The organism is Spiroplasma endosymbiont of Acasis viretata, from assembly GCF_964031275.1.
In the GTDB taxonomy this organism is placed as follows: domain Bacteria; phylum Bacillota_I; class Bacilli_A; order Mycoplasmatales; family VBWQ01; genus Spiroplasma_E; species Spiroplasma_E ixodetis_A.
Genome location: NZ_OZ035019.1, coordinates 558233 through 575539 on the forward strand (window position 1 = coordinate 558233; position 17307 = coordinate 575539).

Below are 17307 nucleotides of genomic sequence, written 5' to 3' on the forward strand. Positions count from 1 at the left end.
ATATAATTAACACTAATTTTAACCTGAAAGGATTTTTATTAATGGATAAAATTAAACAAATAGCATTAGTAATTAACAAATTAAATATCAAAGAAAAAATTAAAATTATTGATGATTGTAAAAATCAATATTCAATTAGAAACCTATGTCAATATCTTCAATTAAACAGATCAACATATTACTTTTTAAAAAATAAACAAAAACCTATTAAAAAAGAAGAAAATCATATTATTAAATGCAATCATAAATATCAAAAAATATGCCAACTTTTAATCGAATTTCATTCTACAAGAAAAGGCAGAATTTATGGATATTTAAGAATTTTTTCAGCTTTTAAAGAGTGATTAAAACAAGAAAAAAATATCATTTTAAATATAGAATTATCAATAAAACAAATGCGAAAAATTATGAAAGAACACAATATTCAAGGATTAAAACAAACTAAAAATAACTATCCTAAAAACAAAAAAAATCCAAATAAGTGAATACCTACAATGGATAAAGTAAACAAAGATTATAAAAGTACAACCTCTTCAAATCAAATTTGATCAATGGACACTAAACAAATAAATACTAAAGAAGGATGATTATATCTTTTTGTAATTATTGATTTTTATTCAAATAATATTGTTAGTTATAATATTGCTCCTAATAAATCATATCAGGATTTAATTCTTCCTGCTCTTGAAAAAATCAACAAACAATTTTCTTGAAATCAAGTAAAAAATGTTATTTTACATTCAGATAACGCCAACGAATTTTATTGTCAAGATATCACAAAATGAGCAGAGGATAAACAAATAATTTTAAGCAAAAAACAACCTTATGATATTGGTGGTAATGTATTATCTGAAAACTGATTTTCTCATTTATCTCAAGAATGACTACCTAAAGGATCAAATCAATATTTATCCATCAATGAAGCTATAAATGATGTAAATCAATATGTTATGTTTTATAATTATGAAAGAATACATTCTAAATTTCTAAAACCACCAATTTTACAAATTAAAATTTAGAATTTTATATCAAAAATGGTCCAGTAATTAAGGGCCAACCACCTCTTCAATTAAACAGATCAACATATTACTTTTTAAAAAATAAACAAAAACCTATTAAAAAAGAAGAAAATCATATTATTAAATGCAATCATAAATATCAAAAAATATGCCAACTTTTAATCGAATTTCATTCTACAAGAAAAGGCAGAATTTATGGATATTTAAGAATTTTTTCAGCTTTTAAAGAGTGATTAAAACAAGAAAAAAATATCATTTTAAATATAGAATTATCAATAAAACAAATGCGAAAAATTATGAAAGAACACAATATTCAAGGATTAAAACAAACTAAAAATAACTATCCTAAAAACAAAAAAAATCCAAATAAGTGAATACCTACAATGGATAAAGTAAACAAAGATTATAAAAGTACAACCTCTTCAAATCAAATTTGATCAATGGACACTAAACAAATAAATACTAAAGAAGGATGATTATATCTTTTTGTAATTATTGATTTTTATTCAAATAATGTTGTTAGTTATAATATTGCTCCTAATAAATCATATCAGGATTTAATTCTTCCTGCTCTTGAAAAAATCAACAAACAATTTTCTTGAAATCAAGTAAAAAATGTTATTTTACATTCAGATAACGCCAACGAATTTTATTGTCAAGATATCACAAAATGAGCAGAGGATAAACAAATAATTTTAAGCAAAAAACAACCTTATGATATTGGTGGTAATGTATTATCTGAAAACTGATTTTCTCATTTATCTCAAGAATGACTACCTAAAGGATCAAATCAATATTTATCCATCAATGAAGCTATAAATGATGTAAATCAATATGTTATGTTTTATAATTATGATAAGATATTTTTATATTTATATTAGTTTTTTTGCTTTTAAATTTTTTTTTTATTAATAAAATAAATAAAAGGGTTTTGGTCTTTAAAAAAAACTGGTGTAAATAAAAACAATTATTTAGAAAATCAATATCAAAATAATTAGAGATAAATTGTTTTTTAACTTTTTACTAGCAAATAATGAAATATTGATATTTAAAATAAATAAATGCAGTATTAGTTGGATTGTTAATCTTAAGGAATTAAAAAAATTAACGTATAATTAAACTATCAATAATATAATATAATATTATTTAAGGTTTCTTAAATTATTTTTTGTTTTTAGGAGGAACTATGAAAATTGCTTTTGATGTAATGGGTTCAGACCATGGTAGTTTGCCCGCTATTGCTGCAGCGTTAGAAGTTATTAAAGAATTCAAAAACGTTGAAATTTGTTTAGTTGGTGATGAAAAACAAATTAATGGAAACTTGCAGATTTTATTAAAAAATAAGCCATTATCATCAAGAATAACAATACTAGCAACAACCCAAGTAATAACTATGAATGATGGTCCACTCGCTGGTATTAGAATGACTGATTCTTCTATGAATCAAGCCATTCAGTTATTTAAAAATAAAAAAGCAGATGGGATTCTAACTTCGGGTTCAACTGCTGCCTATCTTGGTGCTTGTCATTTTTTATTAGGCGAAATCAAAGGCATTAAACGTCCGGCATTCATGCCAATTATGCCTACTTTAATAAAAGATCGACAAGTAGTATTATTGGATGTTGGAGCAAATATTGAAAACACTGTTGATGAATTAATTAATTTTGCATTAATGGGTCATATTTATTGTCAAACTATTCAAAATATTTCACGTCCTAAAATTGGTTTATTAAATATTGGCATTGAAGAAAGCAAAGGTCCAGAAGTAACTAAAGCAACATATGCTAAACTAAAACAATTAACACAAAAAAATGAAAAGTTAAGTTTTTTAAATTTTCACGGTAATATTGAACCACGAAATGTTTTAAGTGGTGATGTTGATATTATTATTTGTGATGGTTATTCAGGTAATATTGTTTTAAAATCAGTTGAAGGCATGGCATCATTATTATTTACATTAATTAAAAATGGTTATAAAAAAAATTTATGAACTAAATTTTTAGGTTTAATGTCAATTGGTATTTTTAAAAATATTAAAAAGACTTTTGATTATAAGAATACAGGTGGTGCTCAATTAATAGGTATTAATGGCATTGCTTTTAAAGCACATGGATCTAGTGATAAAAAATCTTATTATAGTACTTTAAAACTTTTAATTCGTGCTATTGAGCAAGATGTTACTAATAAAATAGCTAAACAAATTCAAGAATTATAATTTATAAATAAGTATTAAGGAGAAAAATATGATTAATATTGAACATATTTTAAAATCGAGTATTTTAGAAAAAATTAAATCTAATCGTAATTATCGTGAAGCGTTTACTCATAGTTCTTTTTCAAACGAACATAATTTAGATTATTCATATGAGCGATTAGAATTTTTGGGTGATTCGATTTTAGGGGAAAATATTTCAACTTACATTTGGCACTTATTTCCAAATAAAGATGAGGGACAATTAACAAGTTTACGTAGTAAAGCAGTTAGACAAGAAACATTGGCAGCAGTGGCAATTGCTCTAGGATTACAAGATTATTTATTTTTGGGAAATGGTGAAAAAAATACAGGTGGGCAACAACGCGAAAGTATTTTATCAGATGTTTTTGAATCATTTCTTGCTGCAGTATATCTTGATTTAGGAAATAGTGCCGTTAAAAAAATCTTAGATTTAACTTTATTTGAATTAATTAAAACTAATCAGTTAGAAACAATTATTGATTATAAAACTAAATTACAAGAATTAGTACAGGCAGAAAAAAGAGATCCTATTAATTATAAAACTATGGAACAAATTAAAAAAGATAATATTACTTATTTTATTGTTCATGTGTATTTAGATAATAAAATACTAATGGGGAAAGGAGTAGGAACAAATAAAAAGAAAGCTGAGCAAGAAGCAGCAAAGTCAGCTTTAGCAAAACTGTCAAAATCTAATTTATTAATAAGTGATCATAAGAAGGGATAATCATGTTTAAATTATTACGTAATTATATTCGTGAACAAAAAAACAATTTATTACAAATGTTTGGTTTAGGTTTTTTAGTAATGATTATGATTATTGCCTTTTTATCATTAAATTTTTCTAATAATTATTTATTTGAACAATATGTTAACGATATTGCTCATAATGAATTTAACCAATATACATTTTTTTCACCAGTGGAATATGTTAATTTTGATGGAAAATATAATGAAAAAGATAAAAATGGTTCTTATTTAAATAATATTAATTATTATCAAAAAGATAATACTATTGATAAAGAAAAGATGGCAAAAGCTACTTTTCAGTTAACAATACCAGATGCTACTAGACCTGATATATATCGTTTTACTTTTTATGGAGGACTCGCTAATAGTAAAGAATATTTTGCTATTGGTGATAGTCTTTTTAATGATACTAGCCATAAATATATTGATTTTAAAATTAATATTCCTATTAATTATCCATCTTATGATACTCATAAAGCAACGATAGAACAATATGCTAATATTCTAAATCAATATCTATATGATCCATTACATCCAGAAAATGCAACAAATTTTATGATTACTAGTGAAGCTGCTTTACAGTTTTATAATGATAATTTTAAAGGAAAAACTGAGTATCCATATGCTAATCGAAACTATAGTGAAATAGATATTAAAAATGAAGCTAAGTTATATGAAATAATGTCAATGGGAATGTTATATAAAGATATTGAATGACAACATGCTGTTATGGTCCGTGATTTATTAATTACTAGTAAAAATTTTGCTTTTATTGAAACAGGACTTGAATATATTGTTAATAAAGCAATTATTGTCAAAGATGGTGGCCCAAGTTTAACAGAAAAACCATTACAAGATAATGAAATTTTAATTTACAAACATTTTGCTGAACTAAATAATTTACATATTGGTCAAAATTATGTAATTGCTGGACAAACGTTTATTATTCGTGGTTATGCTACAAGCTCATTAGCAGCATTTGTTGGTCGTTATTTTGGTAATTCACTTGATTTAAAAAATAATACTGTTGCTTTTACTAATGGTAATACGATGCACAAAGTTGAATCTGATTTAAAGGCATTTAGCAGTAATATTGATGATTTTTTTTTAGGTATTAATCCTGATTTGGCTAAAAATATTGATTCACAAATAAATAATGAATGAATTTATAATTATCTTCATGCAACTTATAAAACACCTACTGATATAGCAAGTACAAAATATTATAATAATGGTATTGAATATAATAAAATAGTTTCACCTTTAAATATCAATAATCCTAGATTTTATACTAGTATGCAAGAATGATCTTTTAGTTCCATTAATAATAGAATTAATGTTATTGAAGAGATTTCTAGTTTATTTTTAATTTTAATTTTTATTGTGACTACTATTATTATTTTTATTATTACTTTTAAAATGATTGATCGTAATAAAAAATTAATTGGAATTTTAAAAGCAACAGGATATAAAAGTTGACAATTAAGTATATCATTAGTAATTTCAATTATTGCTCCTTTATTTATTTTTGCTATTATTGGTTTTTTAATTTCGATTCCAGTTGCGCATTATTTAATTTATATTACTAATATTAGTACTGTTGCCTTAATTAGTTATGGTTGGTATTTTAATATTGTTACTGCTATTTTATTACTTGTTATTCCAATCATTAGTTTAACTTTCATTAGTTTTTTAATGGTATTATTCTTATTAAAAAATAAACCCTTAGATTTAATTACTAATAATATTTCAAAACAAAAATATAAAATAAATATTAGTTCAACTTTTACTTTTATTGCAAGATATGTGATTGGTAGATTTAGTTATCGTAATAAGTTGGCCGTTACTACTTCACTACGTAGTTTTGGTAAAACATTAATTATGTGTTTTACTAGTATTTTTGCTGCAACATTAGTATTCTTTGCGCTTGCTGCTAGTGGTTTAGTTAATAATATGTTAGGTTCACAATTTGCGGGAACTAATTTTAATTATCAAAATGGTTATCAATTTGATGATAATATTAAAACTAACTTTATTAATAACGAAAATAAATTAATGTATCAATTTAATAGTGTTGATAATATTAAAAGTAAAATTTCATTATATCCAGAATTATTAGCGGCAATTAAAAAATTTGATCCTCTTAATCCTAATAAATCAATTGTGATTAATGTTCAAAATCGTTATATTATGGGTAGTGAATTATTAAAAATAAAACAATGAATTGATGCTAATCCATCAAACATTCCATCAATAATTAAGAATTTTTTAGAAAAAAATAAAATATTATTTAATTATTTAACCAATAATAATGGTAAAAACAATACTGATTTATTGATAAGTTTTGGTTTAATTCCTTATGATGAACAGTATGAAGTACCATACACACAATTAGAACTTGATAAGGCTAATCTGTTACTTCCTAATCAGCGTGGTGCTGTTTTTGATAATGATACACAAACCTTATCAAAAGAATCTTTTAAAAATTGAAGTGCACCAAGAACTGCTTATGGTATTGATGATAGTTTAAGTGATTTTTTATCTCTAAATTTTAGTATAAGTGATTTCTCTACTTTTAGTAAATTAAATTTAACTGATATGGAAGTTTCTAATAATTGGCAAGATAAACAATTTATTAATATTCGTAATCATTTAATTCAAAAATTAGGAATTAAAAATCCAGATAGTAGTCCTGTTCAATTTATTCCAATGGCTACTTCTGCTTTACCTTCGGTTGTTAATGTTTATAATGGTGGAGAACAACTTAATAATAGTGTTATTTATAGGTATAAAGGATTAGATAATCAAACAAAATATATAATTGGTGTTGCTTATGATTATATTAATAAATTAGATCCAAAAATAATAGTAATGCCCAAACTTTGACTTAATGAGATTTTATTTGGTAGTAAAAGTGATTTATTAGAAAATAATTTTGCTAATAGTAAATTAAGCAAATTTACTGATAATGAGTTTAAACATTACTTACCAATTATTAGTAATAAAAATGATTATAATATTGATTTAGCACAAATTTCACACTCAGGATATTTGGAAAGTAAAGGTATTAGTACTTCATTATCATCGCTGTATGATATTAGTAATTTACGTAGTATTATGAAGAATAATCAATATAGTTTACAAATAATAATTTCATTTTTTGGTATTTTTAGTGTTACATTATCACTAATGATTATTGTTATTGTTACTAATATTAGTGTTCGTGATAATTTAATATTAATTAATATTTTACGAAGTTTAGGTTATACTGCATTAGAAGTTTCTTATAATTTCTTTCTGGTAATAATACCTACATTGGTAATGAGTAGTTTGGTTGCTGTTTTTATTGTTCCTTCTTTAGTAATGGTACTTTCTAATTTATTAGCAACTTTTGCAAAAATCGCATTTCCTATTGTTTTTCGTTGATGATATTTTGCATTGATGATTAGTATAAATATTTTAATTTATTTAGTCTCATACATTATTACTTGAAAGTTAAACGTTAATAATAAACAATTAATGACATTAACTAAATAATATATAATCTGGTTTACTGCTTAAAATAAAAAATTACACATTAAAATGTTTTAATTTTAAAAAATATTTTTAAATTGATAAAATTAACTTGAAGTATCAACTGGGGTTAGTGGAATATGGTAAAAATATTTTTCAATTATTTGCGTGAACAAAGAAAAAATATTATTCAAGTTTTAGGGTTAGGCTTTTTAGTTATGATTATGATTATAACTTTTTTAAGCATTCAATTTTCTGATCAATATGTAGAAAATCAATATTTAAATGATATTAGTCAAAATACTAATTTTCAAGAATTAAATGAATTACCAATTGAAAAAATAGTTTTGAAAAAGAATATAATTATTATAAGACACATTTAGGATTATGATTGGAAAATATGTCATATTATGGTGGTTGGCCCTTAATTACTGGACCATTTTTGATATAAAATTCTAAATTTTAATTTGTAAAATTGGTGGTTTTAGAAATTTAGAATGTATTCTTTCATAATTATAAAACATAACATATTGATTTACATCATTTATAGCTTCATTGATGGATAAATATTGATTTGATCCTAGGTAGTCATTCTTGAGATAAATGAGAAAATCAGTTTTCAGATAATACATTACCACCAATATCATAAGGTTGTTTTTTGCTTAAAATTATTTGTTTATCCTCTGCTCATTTTGTGATATCGTGACAATAAAATTCGTTGGCGTTATCTGAATGTAAAATAACATTTTTTATTTGATTTCAAGAAAATTGTTTGTTGATTTTTTCAAGAGCAGGAAGAATTAAATCCTGATATGATTTATTAGGAGCGGTGGTTGGCCCTTAATTACTGGACCATTTTTGATATAAAATTCTAAATTTTAATTTGTAAAATTGGTGGTTTTAGAAATTTAGAATGTATTCTTTCATAATTATAAAACATAACATATTGATTTACATCATTTATAGCTTCATTGATGGATAAATATTGATTTGATCCTTTAGGTAGTCATTCTTGAGATAAATGAGAAAATCAGTTTTCAGATAATACATTACCACCAATATCATAAGGTTGTTTTTTGCTTAAAATTATTTGTTTATCCTCTGCTCATTTTGTGATATCGTGACAATAAAATTCGTTGGCGTTATCTGAATGTAAAATAACATTTTTTATTTGATTTCAAGAAAATTGTTTGTTGATTTTTTCAAGAGCAGGAAGAATTAAATCCTGATATGATTTATTAGGAGCAATATTATAACTAACAACATTATTTGAATAAAAATCAATAATTACAAAAAGATATAATCATCCTTCTTTAGTATTTATTTGTTTAGTGTCCATTGATCAAATTTGATTTGAAGAGGTTGTACTTTTATAATCTTTGTTTACTTTATCCATTGTAGGTATTCACTTATTTGGATTTTTTTTGTTTTTAGGATAGTTATTTTTAGTTTGTTTTAATCCTTGAATATTGTGTTCTTTCATAATTTTTCGCATTTGTTTTATTGATAATTCTATATTTAAAATGATATTTTTTTCTTGTTTTAATCACTCTTTAAAAGCTGAAAAAATTCTTAAATATCCATAAATTCTGCCTTTTCTTGTAGAATGAAATTCGATTAAAAGTTGGCATATTTTTTGATATTTATGATTGCATTTAATAATATGATTTTCTTCTTTTTTAATAGGTTTTTGTTTATTTTTTAAAAAGTAATATGTTGATCTGTTTAATTGAAGATATTGACATAGGTTTCTAATTGAATATTGATTTTTACAATCATCAATAATTTTAATTTTTTCTTTGATATTTAATTTGTTAATTACTAATGCTATTTGTTTAATTTTATCCATTAATAAAAATCCTTTCAGGTTAAAATTAGTGTTAATTATATAACACAATTGTTTTTAGAATACATTCAGGTTTTTTAAATTAATGGTCTAGTAAAAAGGGCTAAGTGGCAAGTGGCAAGTGGCAAGTGGCCTATACAGAAATTATTGCTGATCGTATTATTTATTTAACTTAAAACTAATTAAAAAATAGTCTTAATTACTCAATAATTAAGACTATTTTTATTTTTACTACTAATAAGTTTATAGTCACTTTATATTTTTTCAAATTAAAACGATATATAGTAAAATAAATTTGTTATAATTTTACTATAATTTATTAGTATAAAAGGTTAGGAGCAAACAAAATGAAAATTGGAATTGTAAGTGATTCAGCTACTGGTTTTACCCTTGAAGATATGAAAAAATATCCTGAAATAATAATTATTCCTTTAAATATTATTGAAGGAGAAAATGCTTATGATGATAATAATATTGATATTGATAGTGAAACAATTCGTAAAAAGATGATTGATGAACACTATATTTTAAAAACTAGTCAAACTAGTCGTGGTAAAATTGAACAATATTGAGATAATGCTTTGAGTAAATATGATCAAATTTTATTTTTACCAATTGCTAATAATGCTTCAGGACAATATGCAAGTTCGCAAGTTTTACAAAAAGAAGAAAAATATAAAAATAAAGTCCATATTTTAGAAACAGGTGCTGCTTCAATACCTTTAAAATTTATGGTTTTAATTGCTTTTACTCTTGTTAAAAATGGAAAAAAAATTCCTGAAATTTTAGAAATTTTAAATAAATTCCGCAAAACTTATGAATCTTATATTGCTCCTAATGATTTAAAATTTTTAGCTCGTGGTGGTAGATTACCAATGAGTAAAGCAAGAATTGGTAATTTTTTACGTTTTAAACCAATTTTAAGATGTAAAGAAACAATTGATAATATTGGTAGAGTTAGAACTTTAAGTAAAGCTATGGAAGAAATGTTAGATATTATTACTAAAATTAAAGATGTTACTAAAGAAACAATATATATTATTGATGGTTGATGTAGAAAAGATATTATTGATGAAGCAATTAAAAAAGTAAAAAATAGAGGATTTACCAAATATAAAGTTGAACCATTATGTAATATTTTAAAAACACATACTGGTAATAATACTATTGGTTTTTCAGTAGTACCTAATCAATGAGTAAAAGAAGTCTAATAAAAAAGTAGTTTTATAAAAGATTGATTAAGTATGCTGTTTTTTTAGAAAAATATATAAAAAAATTTAAATCTAAAAAAGAATGTTAGTAAAGGTTAATTTAGTTTACTAACATTCAGATTTTTTTCAAATTATAAATAATAAAATATTAAATATTATGATTTAAATTCTTATTAATAGTTAAATTTTTAAACTAAAGAAATAATTGAAAAAATTTAATAAAATAAATATCTATAAATCAAAGTAATGGTTTTTTAATTTATTGAGCTTTAACTATAAAATTAAAAAATATTTTTATTAAGTATCCTTAACCATTTCATAGTATAACTATTTTATTTTTTTAATTTTAATAGCGATTTTCATTTAGTGGTATTTTAAATCAAAAACCTTCATAACAAACAACATTTCCAAAATTATTTTTATATTTTTGATAAGAACGACAAATATTATTATAGGCTTGATAATAGCGTTTTTTATTAGTTTTATCAATGTGGTAAACTTTTAATATTGCTTCTTCCATAGTGTCATAAACACCTAAACAGTTATCTTCTTTATCATATCTCGCATAAATAAAATTATTTTTTTTCATTTTTAACTCCAATACTTTTTTATATATTCCCATAATTTAAGATTTACTTAGAACATAGATTATATTTATAATATTTAGGATTTTAAAAAAATACGAAATGGTGTAAGAACATTAAATTAGTTTGTAAATTTATAAAAAATAAAATGATAAGTTAAATTTATGACAATATTAAAAATATTGTTAATAACATAAATTGATAACAAATTATTTTTTATAGAATATAGTTTTAATTGAAAAATTATTATTTATTGTTTATTTTTGAATTCTAAGTAAATCTTAATTTAAGTCTATAATTAAAAAAATGAATATACAATAAAAAAATCACTTTTTTATAAAAAGGCGAATTTATTTCATAATTTTATATTTATTAGACTTGGTGCAAAACCTTTAATTTTAATAATTTAACGGTTATTATTAATATCAAAGGTGATAATTATTATGTTAAAAAAATACAAAGATGAACAAGAATTTTATAGTTTAGTGGGAATAAAACTACAAACATTTCAAAAAATGGTTGAAATTTTAAAAAAAGCTGAAGCAATTAAAAAAGCAGTTGGTGGTAAACCTAATAAATTATCAATAGAAAATCGTTTATTAATGACATTAGAATACTGAAAAGAGTATAGTAGTTATAGAGTTATTGCAAAAAGATATAATATTAGTCATACTAGCTGCATTCGTAATATTTTTTGAATTGAAAATACTTTAATAAAAAGTGGAATTTTTAATTTATCTGGCAAAAAAGATTTAATCAAAAATAAAGGAATCAATAATACTTTACTAGCTATTGATGCTACTGAAACTCCAATTGAAAGAATTAAAAAAAACTAAAATTACTTTTTTCGGGTAAAAACAAACATCATACTCTTAAATCGCAAATAATTATTGATATTTTAAATGGAAAAATTATTTCAACCGCTTTTTGTTTTGGAAGCATTCATGATTTTAAATTACTTTTAAAATCTAAAACTTTTATTCATCTAGAAAAACAAGTTTTTGTTGATTCAGGTTATCAAGGAATACAAAATATTCATAAAAATACATTTTTGCCATTTAAAAAAAGTAAATACAATAAATTAATACCAATTCAAAAAGAATACAATAAAACTTTAAGAACCTGTTTAAAATCTTTTCAATAAAATTGAAATAAAGGCAAGAACAACCATTTGTAAGCTAGTATTTAATTTTTTTTCACAATTTTTTCATAATCTTCTGCATTTTTCTAATCATGCAAAACTTCGTTCTACAACTCATCTTTTTGGTAATACTACAAAAGAATGTAATTCATTACGTTTTATAACTTCAACATTTGCATTTATAAGACTTGGTGCAAAACTAAGGTAATTCAAAATTATATATTCCTGCTATTAAATTAAATCTTAATGCAAATCTTCGTATTTTATTGCGATATTTTAAAGTTAAAATTTTAAAACGTTTTAGTTTAGCAAATACGTGTTCAATTTTAATTCTAATTTTGCTTAAAGTTTTATTGTATTCTTTTTGAATTGGTATTAATTTATTGTATTTACTTTTTTTAAATGGCAAAAATGTATTTTTATGAATATTTTGTATTCCTTGATAACCTGAATCAACAAAAACTTGTTTTTCTAGATGAATAAAAGTTTTAGATTTTAAAAGTAATTTAAAATCATGAATGCTTCCAAAACAAAAAGCGGTTGAAATAATTTTTCCATTTAAAATATCAATAATTATTTGCGATTTAAGAGTATGATGTTTGTTTTTACCCGAAAAAAGTAATTTTAGTTTTTTTTAATTCTTTCAATTGGAGTTTCAGTAGCATCAATAGCTAGTAAAGTATTATTGATTCCTTTATTTTTGATTAAATCTTTTTTGCCAGATAAATTAAAAATTCCACTTCTTATTAAAGTATTTTCAATTCAAAAAATATTACGAATGCAGCTAGTATGACTAATATTATATCTTTTTGCAATAACTCTATAACTACTATACTCTTTTCAGTATTCTAATGTCATTAATAAACGATTTTCTATTGATAATTTATTAGGTTTACCACCAACTGCTTTTTTAATTGCTTCAGCTTTTTTTAAAATTTCAACCATTTTTTGAAATGTTTGTAGTTTTATTCCCACTAAACTATAAAATTCTTGTTCATCTTTGTATTTTTTTAACATAATAATTATCACCTTTGATATTAATAATAACCGTTAAATTATTAAAATTAAAGGTTTTGCACCAAGTCTATAATTGTTTTAATTTTAGAAGCAAATTTTTCACCAGTATAACCAGCATCTACTAGTATTTTTTGAACTGCAGAAAGATTCTCTTTTTTATTTTCAATCATTATTATAGCACTATTACGATCTGTTTTTTCTGCTGTGGTTATGTAAATTGCATGTGGTAAACCTTGAGAATCAACAGCAATATGACGCTTTATTCCTGAAATCTTTTTACCAGCATCATAACCTTTATTTTTAGTAGTATCTGTATTTTTAAGACTTTGTGAATCAATTATACAAAAACTAGTTTGTTCTTTTCTACCATTATTGATACGAAATGCCTTGACTAATTTTTTTTAAAACTAATTGTAATACACTAGGTTCTTTATCATTATTTTTACTTCAAGCTTGAAAATAATAATATACAATTTGTCATTTTGGAAAATTTTTTGGTAACATTCTTCACTGGCAACCACTTTTTAATACATATAAAACTGCACAAAATACTTCATATAAATCTAAACTTCTTGGTTTAGTTCTCTTTTTAGTATTTTCTAAAATTGATTTTATATTTTCAAATTGCTCTTTGCTAACATTACTAGGATAATTTTTACACATATATACCTCTTATTTTAAAATATATAATCATTTTATCCTATTCTCTAAAAGATTTTAAACAGGTTCTTAATCCTTCAAAAGAAGTAAAAGCTACAAGTATAACTATTGATTTAAAAGATTTAAAAATAAATAAAGGCAATTTTCCAGAATCTGAATTTTTTAGTAAGTTTGGTACAATTGTTCCTAATGAAGTTAATGATTATTTTGCAAATGCTTATTATAAAAGTTTTAGCAAATATAATATTTTTACTTCATATTCTTTCTGTAATTACGAATTTGATTTAAAAATTAAGAAGAGTTATAATTCTTATGAACAAAAAATAAATAATGATTATCCTATAGTGTTTAGCATAGTTAATAACTCTGAAAAATTAAATTGAATTATTTATTTACAAGGTAATTTAGGTAAAATAGAATATACCAATTCTGCACAAAGAGAACCAGATAAAAGTTGAGCATATAGATATATATCAAATATTAAATCTAATATTAATAAAGTAGTTTTAAATGCAAGATAATTTGGTAAAATAAAAATATAATTAAATTTTAGGAAGTGAATAAAAATGTATTTTTTAAATCGTAATGAATTTTGACCATGATGAAATGATTTTATAAATTCTCCTTACACAATTTCAATTGCAATATCTCTAACATTTTTATTTATAATGTTTGTACCATACAAATTATTTATTCGTTTTTGTGATAATAAGAATTTTAAAAACTATATATATACTAGTTTAACTTTTTTTCTTATATGTCCTTTACTTTTTTATTTTTTTGCTAATAATTTAAATATAAAAAGTGTTTATTACATATTTATTATTTTTGGATGTATTGAGTTATTATGTTTTTACTTTATTCCAATAATTCTAAAAATAATTAAAAAATTTCCAAAATTAAAATCCATTTTTAAACTTAAAAGAAAATCTAATCAAAATAATATTTCCTCACAATCTTAAATAATGTATAATTATAGTACTTACATAAGTAAGTATATGAAATAAAAAAGTTCTCAAACTTATATTGTTGTTAGGTTGGCACCTAATTAAAAAGTTACCAATTAAGGTAACTTTTTTTATTTATAAAATAATACAATGATTATGATTAGAATAATTATCTGTATTTAGTAAATTTTCTTCATTATTTATATTTAATATTTGTTCTTGCAATAGTAGACTTGATTTATCTTCATGTACTTGGTATGAAATATTTAAATTAGATTTATTTTCTTCTTCTCATAACTTATAAAGTTCATTATAAATTTCACAAATTTCTTTTTGATATTTTTCAATTTCATGATTATAAAATTTTATAAATTTACTGTCTGGATTTTTTTTATTAATTTCAATATTATTTTTTTTCTCAATAAAGTGAATCATTCCATTTTTTATTTCAATCTCTTTTTCTAATTCTTTAATTCGTGATTGTAAATTATTCATAAAATCTTCCTTTCAAAATAAAAACTCATTTACTTTGAAATAAAGTAATGAGTTAAAAACTTATATTAAGTTTATATTATTTTTATATCATAAATAATTATTAATTATAAATAATTTAATTATTATCTCATTCAATATTTTTATAATCATTTAATAATTCAATTATTTCATTTATAAAATTTTCATTAAATGAACTAGATAATGCTATATTTTCATAAATTAAATCATTTTCAAAATCTAATTTAATATTTTTATCTTTATCAATTTTTCATTTAATTAAAAATTCACGTTTAGTCATTATTTACTCCTTATTATAATTTAATCTTTCTTTTTTTGTATCTGGAAATAATCTGGAAAATGATTATAATTTTGCATTAATTGATTATCTAATTTAATAAATACCATAATTTCATTTGGATATTGTTTATATGATAAAACTTTTCAGTCTGCTAATTCATAACCTAGTAAAATACGGTCATCATCTAATTCACTACTTCCACCATTTCATGAAAAATATATTTCTTTATCTTCAGTAAATATTTTAAAAACATTATATTTATCACTATATTTTAAAAAGTCTCATAAATTCATAATTTACTCCTTATTTTTAAATTCATTTTTAATTTCTTTTATTAGACTTGGTGCAAAACCTTTAATTTTAATAATTTAACGGTTATTATTAATATCAAAGGTGATAATTATTATGTTAAAAAAATACAAAGATGAACAAGAATTTTATAGTTTAGTGGGAATAAAACTACAAACATTTCAAAAAATGGTTGAAATTTTAAAAAAAGCTGAAGCAATTAAAAAAGCAGTTGGTGGTAAACCTAATAAATTATCAATAGAAAATCGTTTATTAATGACATTAGAATACTGAAAAGAGTATAGTAGTTATAGAGTTATTGCAAAAAGATATAATATTAGTCATACTAGCTGCATTCGTAATATTTTTTGAATTGAAAATACTTTAATAAAAAGTGGAATTTTTAATTTATCTGGCAAAAAAGATTTAATCAAAAATAAAGGAATCAATAATACTTTACTAGCTATTGATGCTACTGAAACTCCAATTGAAAGAATTAAAAAAAACTAAAATTACTTTTTTCGGGTAAAAACAAACATCATACTCTTAAATCGCAAATAATTATTGATATTTTAAATGGAAAAATTATTTCAACCGCTTTTTGTTTTGGAAGCATTCATGATTTTAAATTACTTTTAAAATCTAAAACTTTTATTCATCTAGAAAAACAAGTTTTTGTTGATTCAGGTTATCAAGGAATACAAAATATTCATAAAAATACATTTTTGCCATTTAAAAAAAGTAAATACAATAAATTAATACCAATTCAAAAAGAATACAATAAAAATTTAAGCAAAATTAGAATTAAAATTGAACACGTATTTGCTAAACTAAAACGTTTTAAAATTTTAACTTTAAAATATCGCAATAAAATACGAAGATTTGCATTAAGATTTAATTTAATAGCAGGAATATATAATTTTGAATTACCTTAGTTTTGCACCAAGTCTAATATAATCTTTATCATTACCAGTCATAGTAGCACTTGTTGATGTAATATTACTAAATGTTGCTTTACCTTTTTCATAACCATTATTACCAGCATTTATTATTGCAGTTTCTAATTCATCATTAGTTGGTGTATCACCAGCCATAGTTATTTTTCCTAAATTTTTAAAATAAATTAAATCATTTAAACTAATTCTAAAATCATCAAAATCAGCAATTTTAAATGTTACTGGTGATTTTTCTCTTTCTGCTGGAGTTAATTTAATTCAATTAGTTCAACAACGTTTTTGTGCTTCTTTAATTTCATAAGCAGTTGGCATTTTTTTCCATAATAATAAATGATAATCAACCACG

Annotated in this window: 20 protein-coding genes and 2 pseudogenes; 11 read left to right on the forward strand and 11 right to left on the reverse strand. The window is 22.3% G+C overall.

Going from position 1 to position 17307, the window contains the following annotated elements; all coding sequences use genetic code 4:
- The first annotated feature begins 41 nt into the window (after nt 1–41).
- The 6 genes from AAHM96_RS03105 (at nt 42) to AAHM96_RS03130 (ending at nt 7901) form a co-directional block, all read left to right on the forward strand.
- A complete protein-coding gene (locus tag AAHM96_RS03105) occupies nt 42–1019 on the forward strand; it encodes an IS3 family transposase (protein ID WP_342272932.1) in 978 nt (325 codons plus the stop codon).
- Nucleotides 1020–1303: 284 nt separating this feature from the next.
- Nucleotides 1304–1900 carry a DDE-type integrase/transposase/recombinase gene (locus tag AAHM96_RS03110; RefSeq protein WP_342273555.1) on the forward strand — a complete coding sequence of 199 codons (597 nt, stop codon included), beginning with the start codon at nt 1304–1306 and terminating at the stop codon, nt 1898–1900.
- Nucleotides 1901–2205: 305 nt separating this feature from the next.
- Nucleotides 2206–3234 (forward strand): phosphate acyltransferase PlsX, encoded by a 1029-nt coding sequence (gene plsX / locus AAHM96_RS03115; protein ID WP_342273556.1) that lies wholly within the window; start codon nt 2206–2208, stop codon nt 3232–3234.
- A 28-nt stretch (nt 3235–3262) separates the two neighbouring features.
- Complete coding sequence (gene rnc / locus AAHM96_RS03120) at nt 3263–3982, forward strand: ribonuclease III (RefSeq protein ID WP_342273557.1); 720 nt, start codon at nt 3263–3265, stop codon at nt 3980–3982.
- Between the two features lie 2 nt (nt 3983–3984).
- Nucleotides 3985–7542 carry an ABC transporter permease gene (locus AAHM96_RS03125; protein WP_342273558.1) on the forward strand — a complete coding sequence of 1186 codons (3558 nt, stop codon included), beginning with the start codon at nt 3985–3987 and terminating at the stop codon, nt 7540–7542.
- A gap of 116 nt (nt 7543–7658) precedes the next feature.
- Complete coding sequence (locus AAHM96_RS03130; protein ID WP_342273559.1) at nt 7659–7901, forward strand: hypothetical protein; 243 nt, start codon at nt 7659–7661, stop codon at nt 7899–7901.
- 72 nt (nt 7902–7973) lie between these two features.
- Here AAHM96_RS03130 and AAHM96_RS03135 read toward each other — a convergent pair whose 3' ends face one another.
- Together AAHM96_RS03135 and AAHM96_RS03140 are read right to left on the reverse strand one after the other, a co-directional pair.
- Nucleotides 7974–8150, reverse strand: a complete 177-nt coding sequence (locus AAHM96_RS03135; RefSeq protein WP_342273560.1) for a hypothetical protein — start codon at nt 8148–8150, stop codon at nt 7974–7976.
- Between the two features lie 239 nt (nt 8151–8389).
- Nucleotides 8390–9367 carry an IS3 family transposase gene (locus AAHM96_RS03140; RefSeq protein WP_342272762.1) on the reverse strand — a complete coding sequence of 326 codons (978 nt, stop codon included), beginning with the start codon at nt 9365–9367 and terminating at the stop codon, nt 8390–8392.
- 344 nt (nt 9368–9711) lie between these two features.
- On the opposite strand from AAHM96_RS03140, the gene AAHM96_RS03145 reads away from it, so the two are divergent.
- Nucleotides 9712–10575 (forward strand): DegV family protein, encoded by an 864-nt coding sequence (locus AAHM96_RS03145; protein WP_342273561.1) that lies wholly within the window; start codon nt 9712–9714, stop codon nt 10573–10575.
- A gap of 346 nt (nt 10576–10921) precedes the next feature.
- Here the strand turns inward: AAHM96_RS03145 and AAHM96_RS03150 are convergent, their stop codons facing one another.
- Nucleotides 10922–11197 carry a hypothetical protein gene (locus tag AAHM96_RS03150; protein ID WP_342273562.1) on the reverse strand — a complete coding sequence of 92 codons (276 nt, stop codon included), beginning with the start codon at nt 11195–11197 and terminating at the stop codon, nt 10922–10924.
- A 405-nt stretch (nt 11198–11602) separates the two neighbouring features.
- On the opposite strand from AAHM96_RS03150, the gene AAHM96_RS03155 reads away from it, so the two are divergent.
- Together AAHM96_RS03155 and AAHM96_RS03160 are read left to right on the forward strand one after the other, a co-directional pair.
- Nucleotides 11603–11995, forward strand: coding sequence for a transposase family protein (locus AAHM96_RS03155; RefSeq protein ID WP_342272745.1), 393 nt, complete (start codon nt 11603–11605; stop codon nt 11993–11995).
- A gap of 2 nt (nt 11996–11997) precedes the next feature.
- Nucleotides 11998–12303, forward strand: coding sequence for a transposase family protein (locus AAHM96_RS03160; RefSeq protein ID WP_342273705.1), 306 nt, complete (start codon nt 11998–12000; stop codon nt 12301–12303).
- On the opposite strand, the pseudogene AAHM96_RS03165 reads toward AAHM96_RS03160, so the two are convergent.
- The 7 genes and pseudogenes from AAHM96_RS03165 to AAHM96_RS03195 form a co-directional block, all read right to left on the reverse strand.
- Nucleotides 12286–12468, reverse strand: a pseudogene (locus AAHM96_RS03165) (transposase); the annotation flags it as partial. The gene AAHM96_RS03160 and the pseudogene AAHM96_RS03165 overlap by 18 nt on opposite strands.
- A gap of 31 nt (nt 12469–12499) precedes the next feature.
- Nucleotides 12500–12922, reverse strand: a complete 423-nt coding sequence (locus AAHM96_RS03170; protein WP_342273704.1) for a transposase family protein — start codon at nt 12920–12922, stop codon at nt 12500–12502.
- 2 nt (nt 12923–12924) lie between these two features.
- Nucleotides 12925–13317 (reverse strand): transposase family protein, encoded by a 393-nt coding sequence (locus tag AAHM96_RS03175; protein WP_342273563.1) that lies wholly within the window; start codon nt 13315–13317, stop codon nt 12925–12927.
- A 47-nt stretch (nt 13318–13364) separates the two neighbouring features.
- A pseudogene (locus tag AAHM96_RS03180) lies at nt 13365–13980 on the reverse strand (IS5 family transposase).
- Between the two features lie 1079 nt (nt 13981–15059).
- Nucleotides 15060–15419 (reverse strand): hypothetical protein, encoded by a 360-nt coding sequence (locus AAHM96_RS03185; protein ID WP_342273564.1) that lies wholly within the window; start codon nt 15417–15419, stop codon nt 15060–15062.
- Between the two features lie 115 nt (nt 15420–15534).
- Nucleotides 15535–15717 (reverse strand): hypothetical protein, encoded by a 183-nt coding sequence (locus tag AAHM96_RS03190; RefSeq protein ID WP_342273565.1) that lies wholly within the window; start codon nt 15715–15717, stop codon nt 15535–15537.
- A gap of 20 nt (nt 15718–15737) precedes the next feature.
- Nucleotides 15738–16010: a hypothetical protein gene (locus tag AAHM96_RS03195; RefSeq protein ID WP_342273566.1), complete on the reverse strand. Its 273-nt coding sequence runs from the start codon at nt 16008–16010 to the stop codon at nt 15738–15740.
- Nucleotides 16011–16122: 112 nt separating this feature from the next.
- Here AAHM96_RS03195 and AAHM96_RS08450 point away from each other — a divergent pair, with 112 nt between their 5' ends.
- Both AAHM96_RS08450 and AAHM96_RS08455 read left to right on the forward strand, forming a co-directional pair.
- Nucleotides 16123–16515 carry a transposase family protein gene (locus AAHM96_RS08450; RefSeq protein WP_342272745.1) on the forward strand — a complete coding sequence of 131 codons (393 nt, stop codon included), beginning with the start codon at nt 16123–16125 and terminating at the stop codon, nt 16513–16515.
- Between the two features lie 2 nt (nt 16516–16517).
- Complete coding sequence (locus AAHM96_RS08455) at nt 16518–16940, forward strand: transposase family protein (protein ID WP_425288778.1); 423 nt, start codon at nt 16518–16520, stop codon at nt 16938–16940.
- Here the strand turns inward: AAHM96_RS08455 and AAHM96_RS03205 are convergent.
- Nucleotides 16932–17273, reverse strand: coding sequence for a hypothetical protein (locus tag AAHM96_RS03205; protein WP_342273567.1), 342 nt, complete (start codon nt 17271–17273; stop codon nt 16932–16934). The genes AAHM96_RS08455 and AAHM96_RS03205 overlap by 9 nt on opposite strands.
- Nucleotides 17274–17307: the final 34 nt, after the last annotated feature.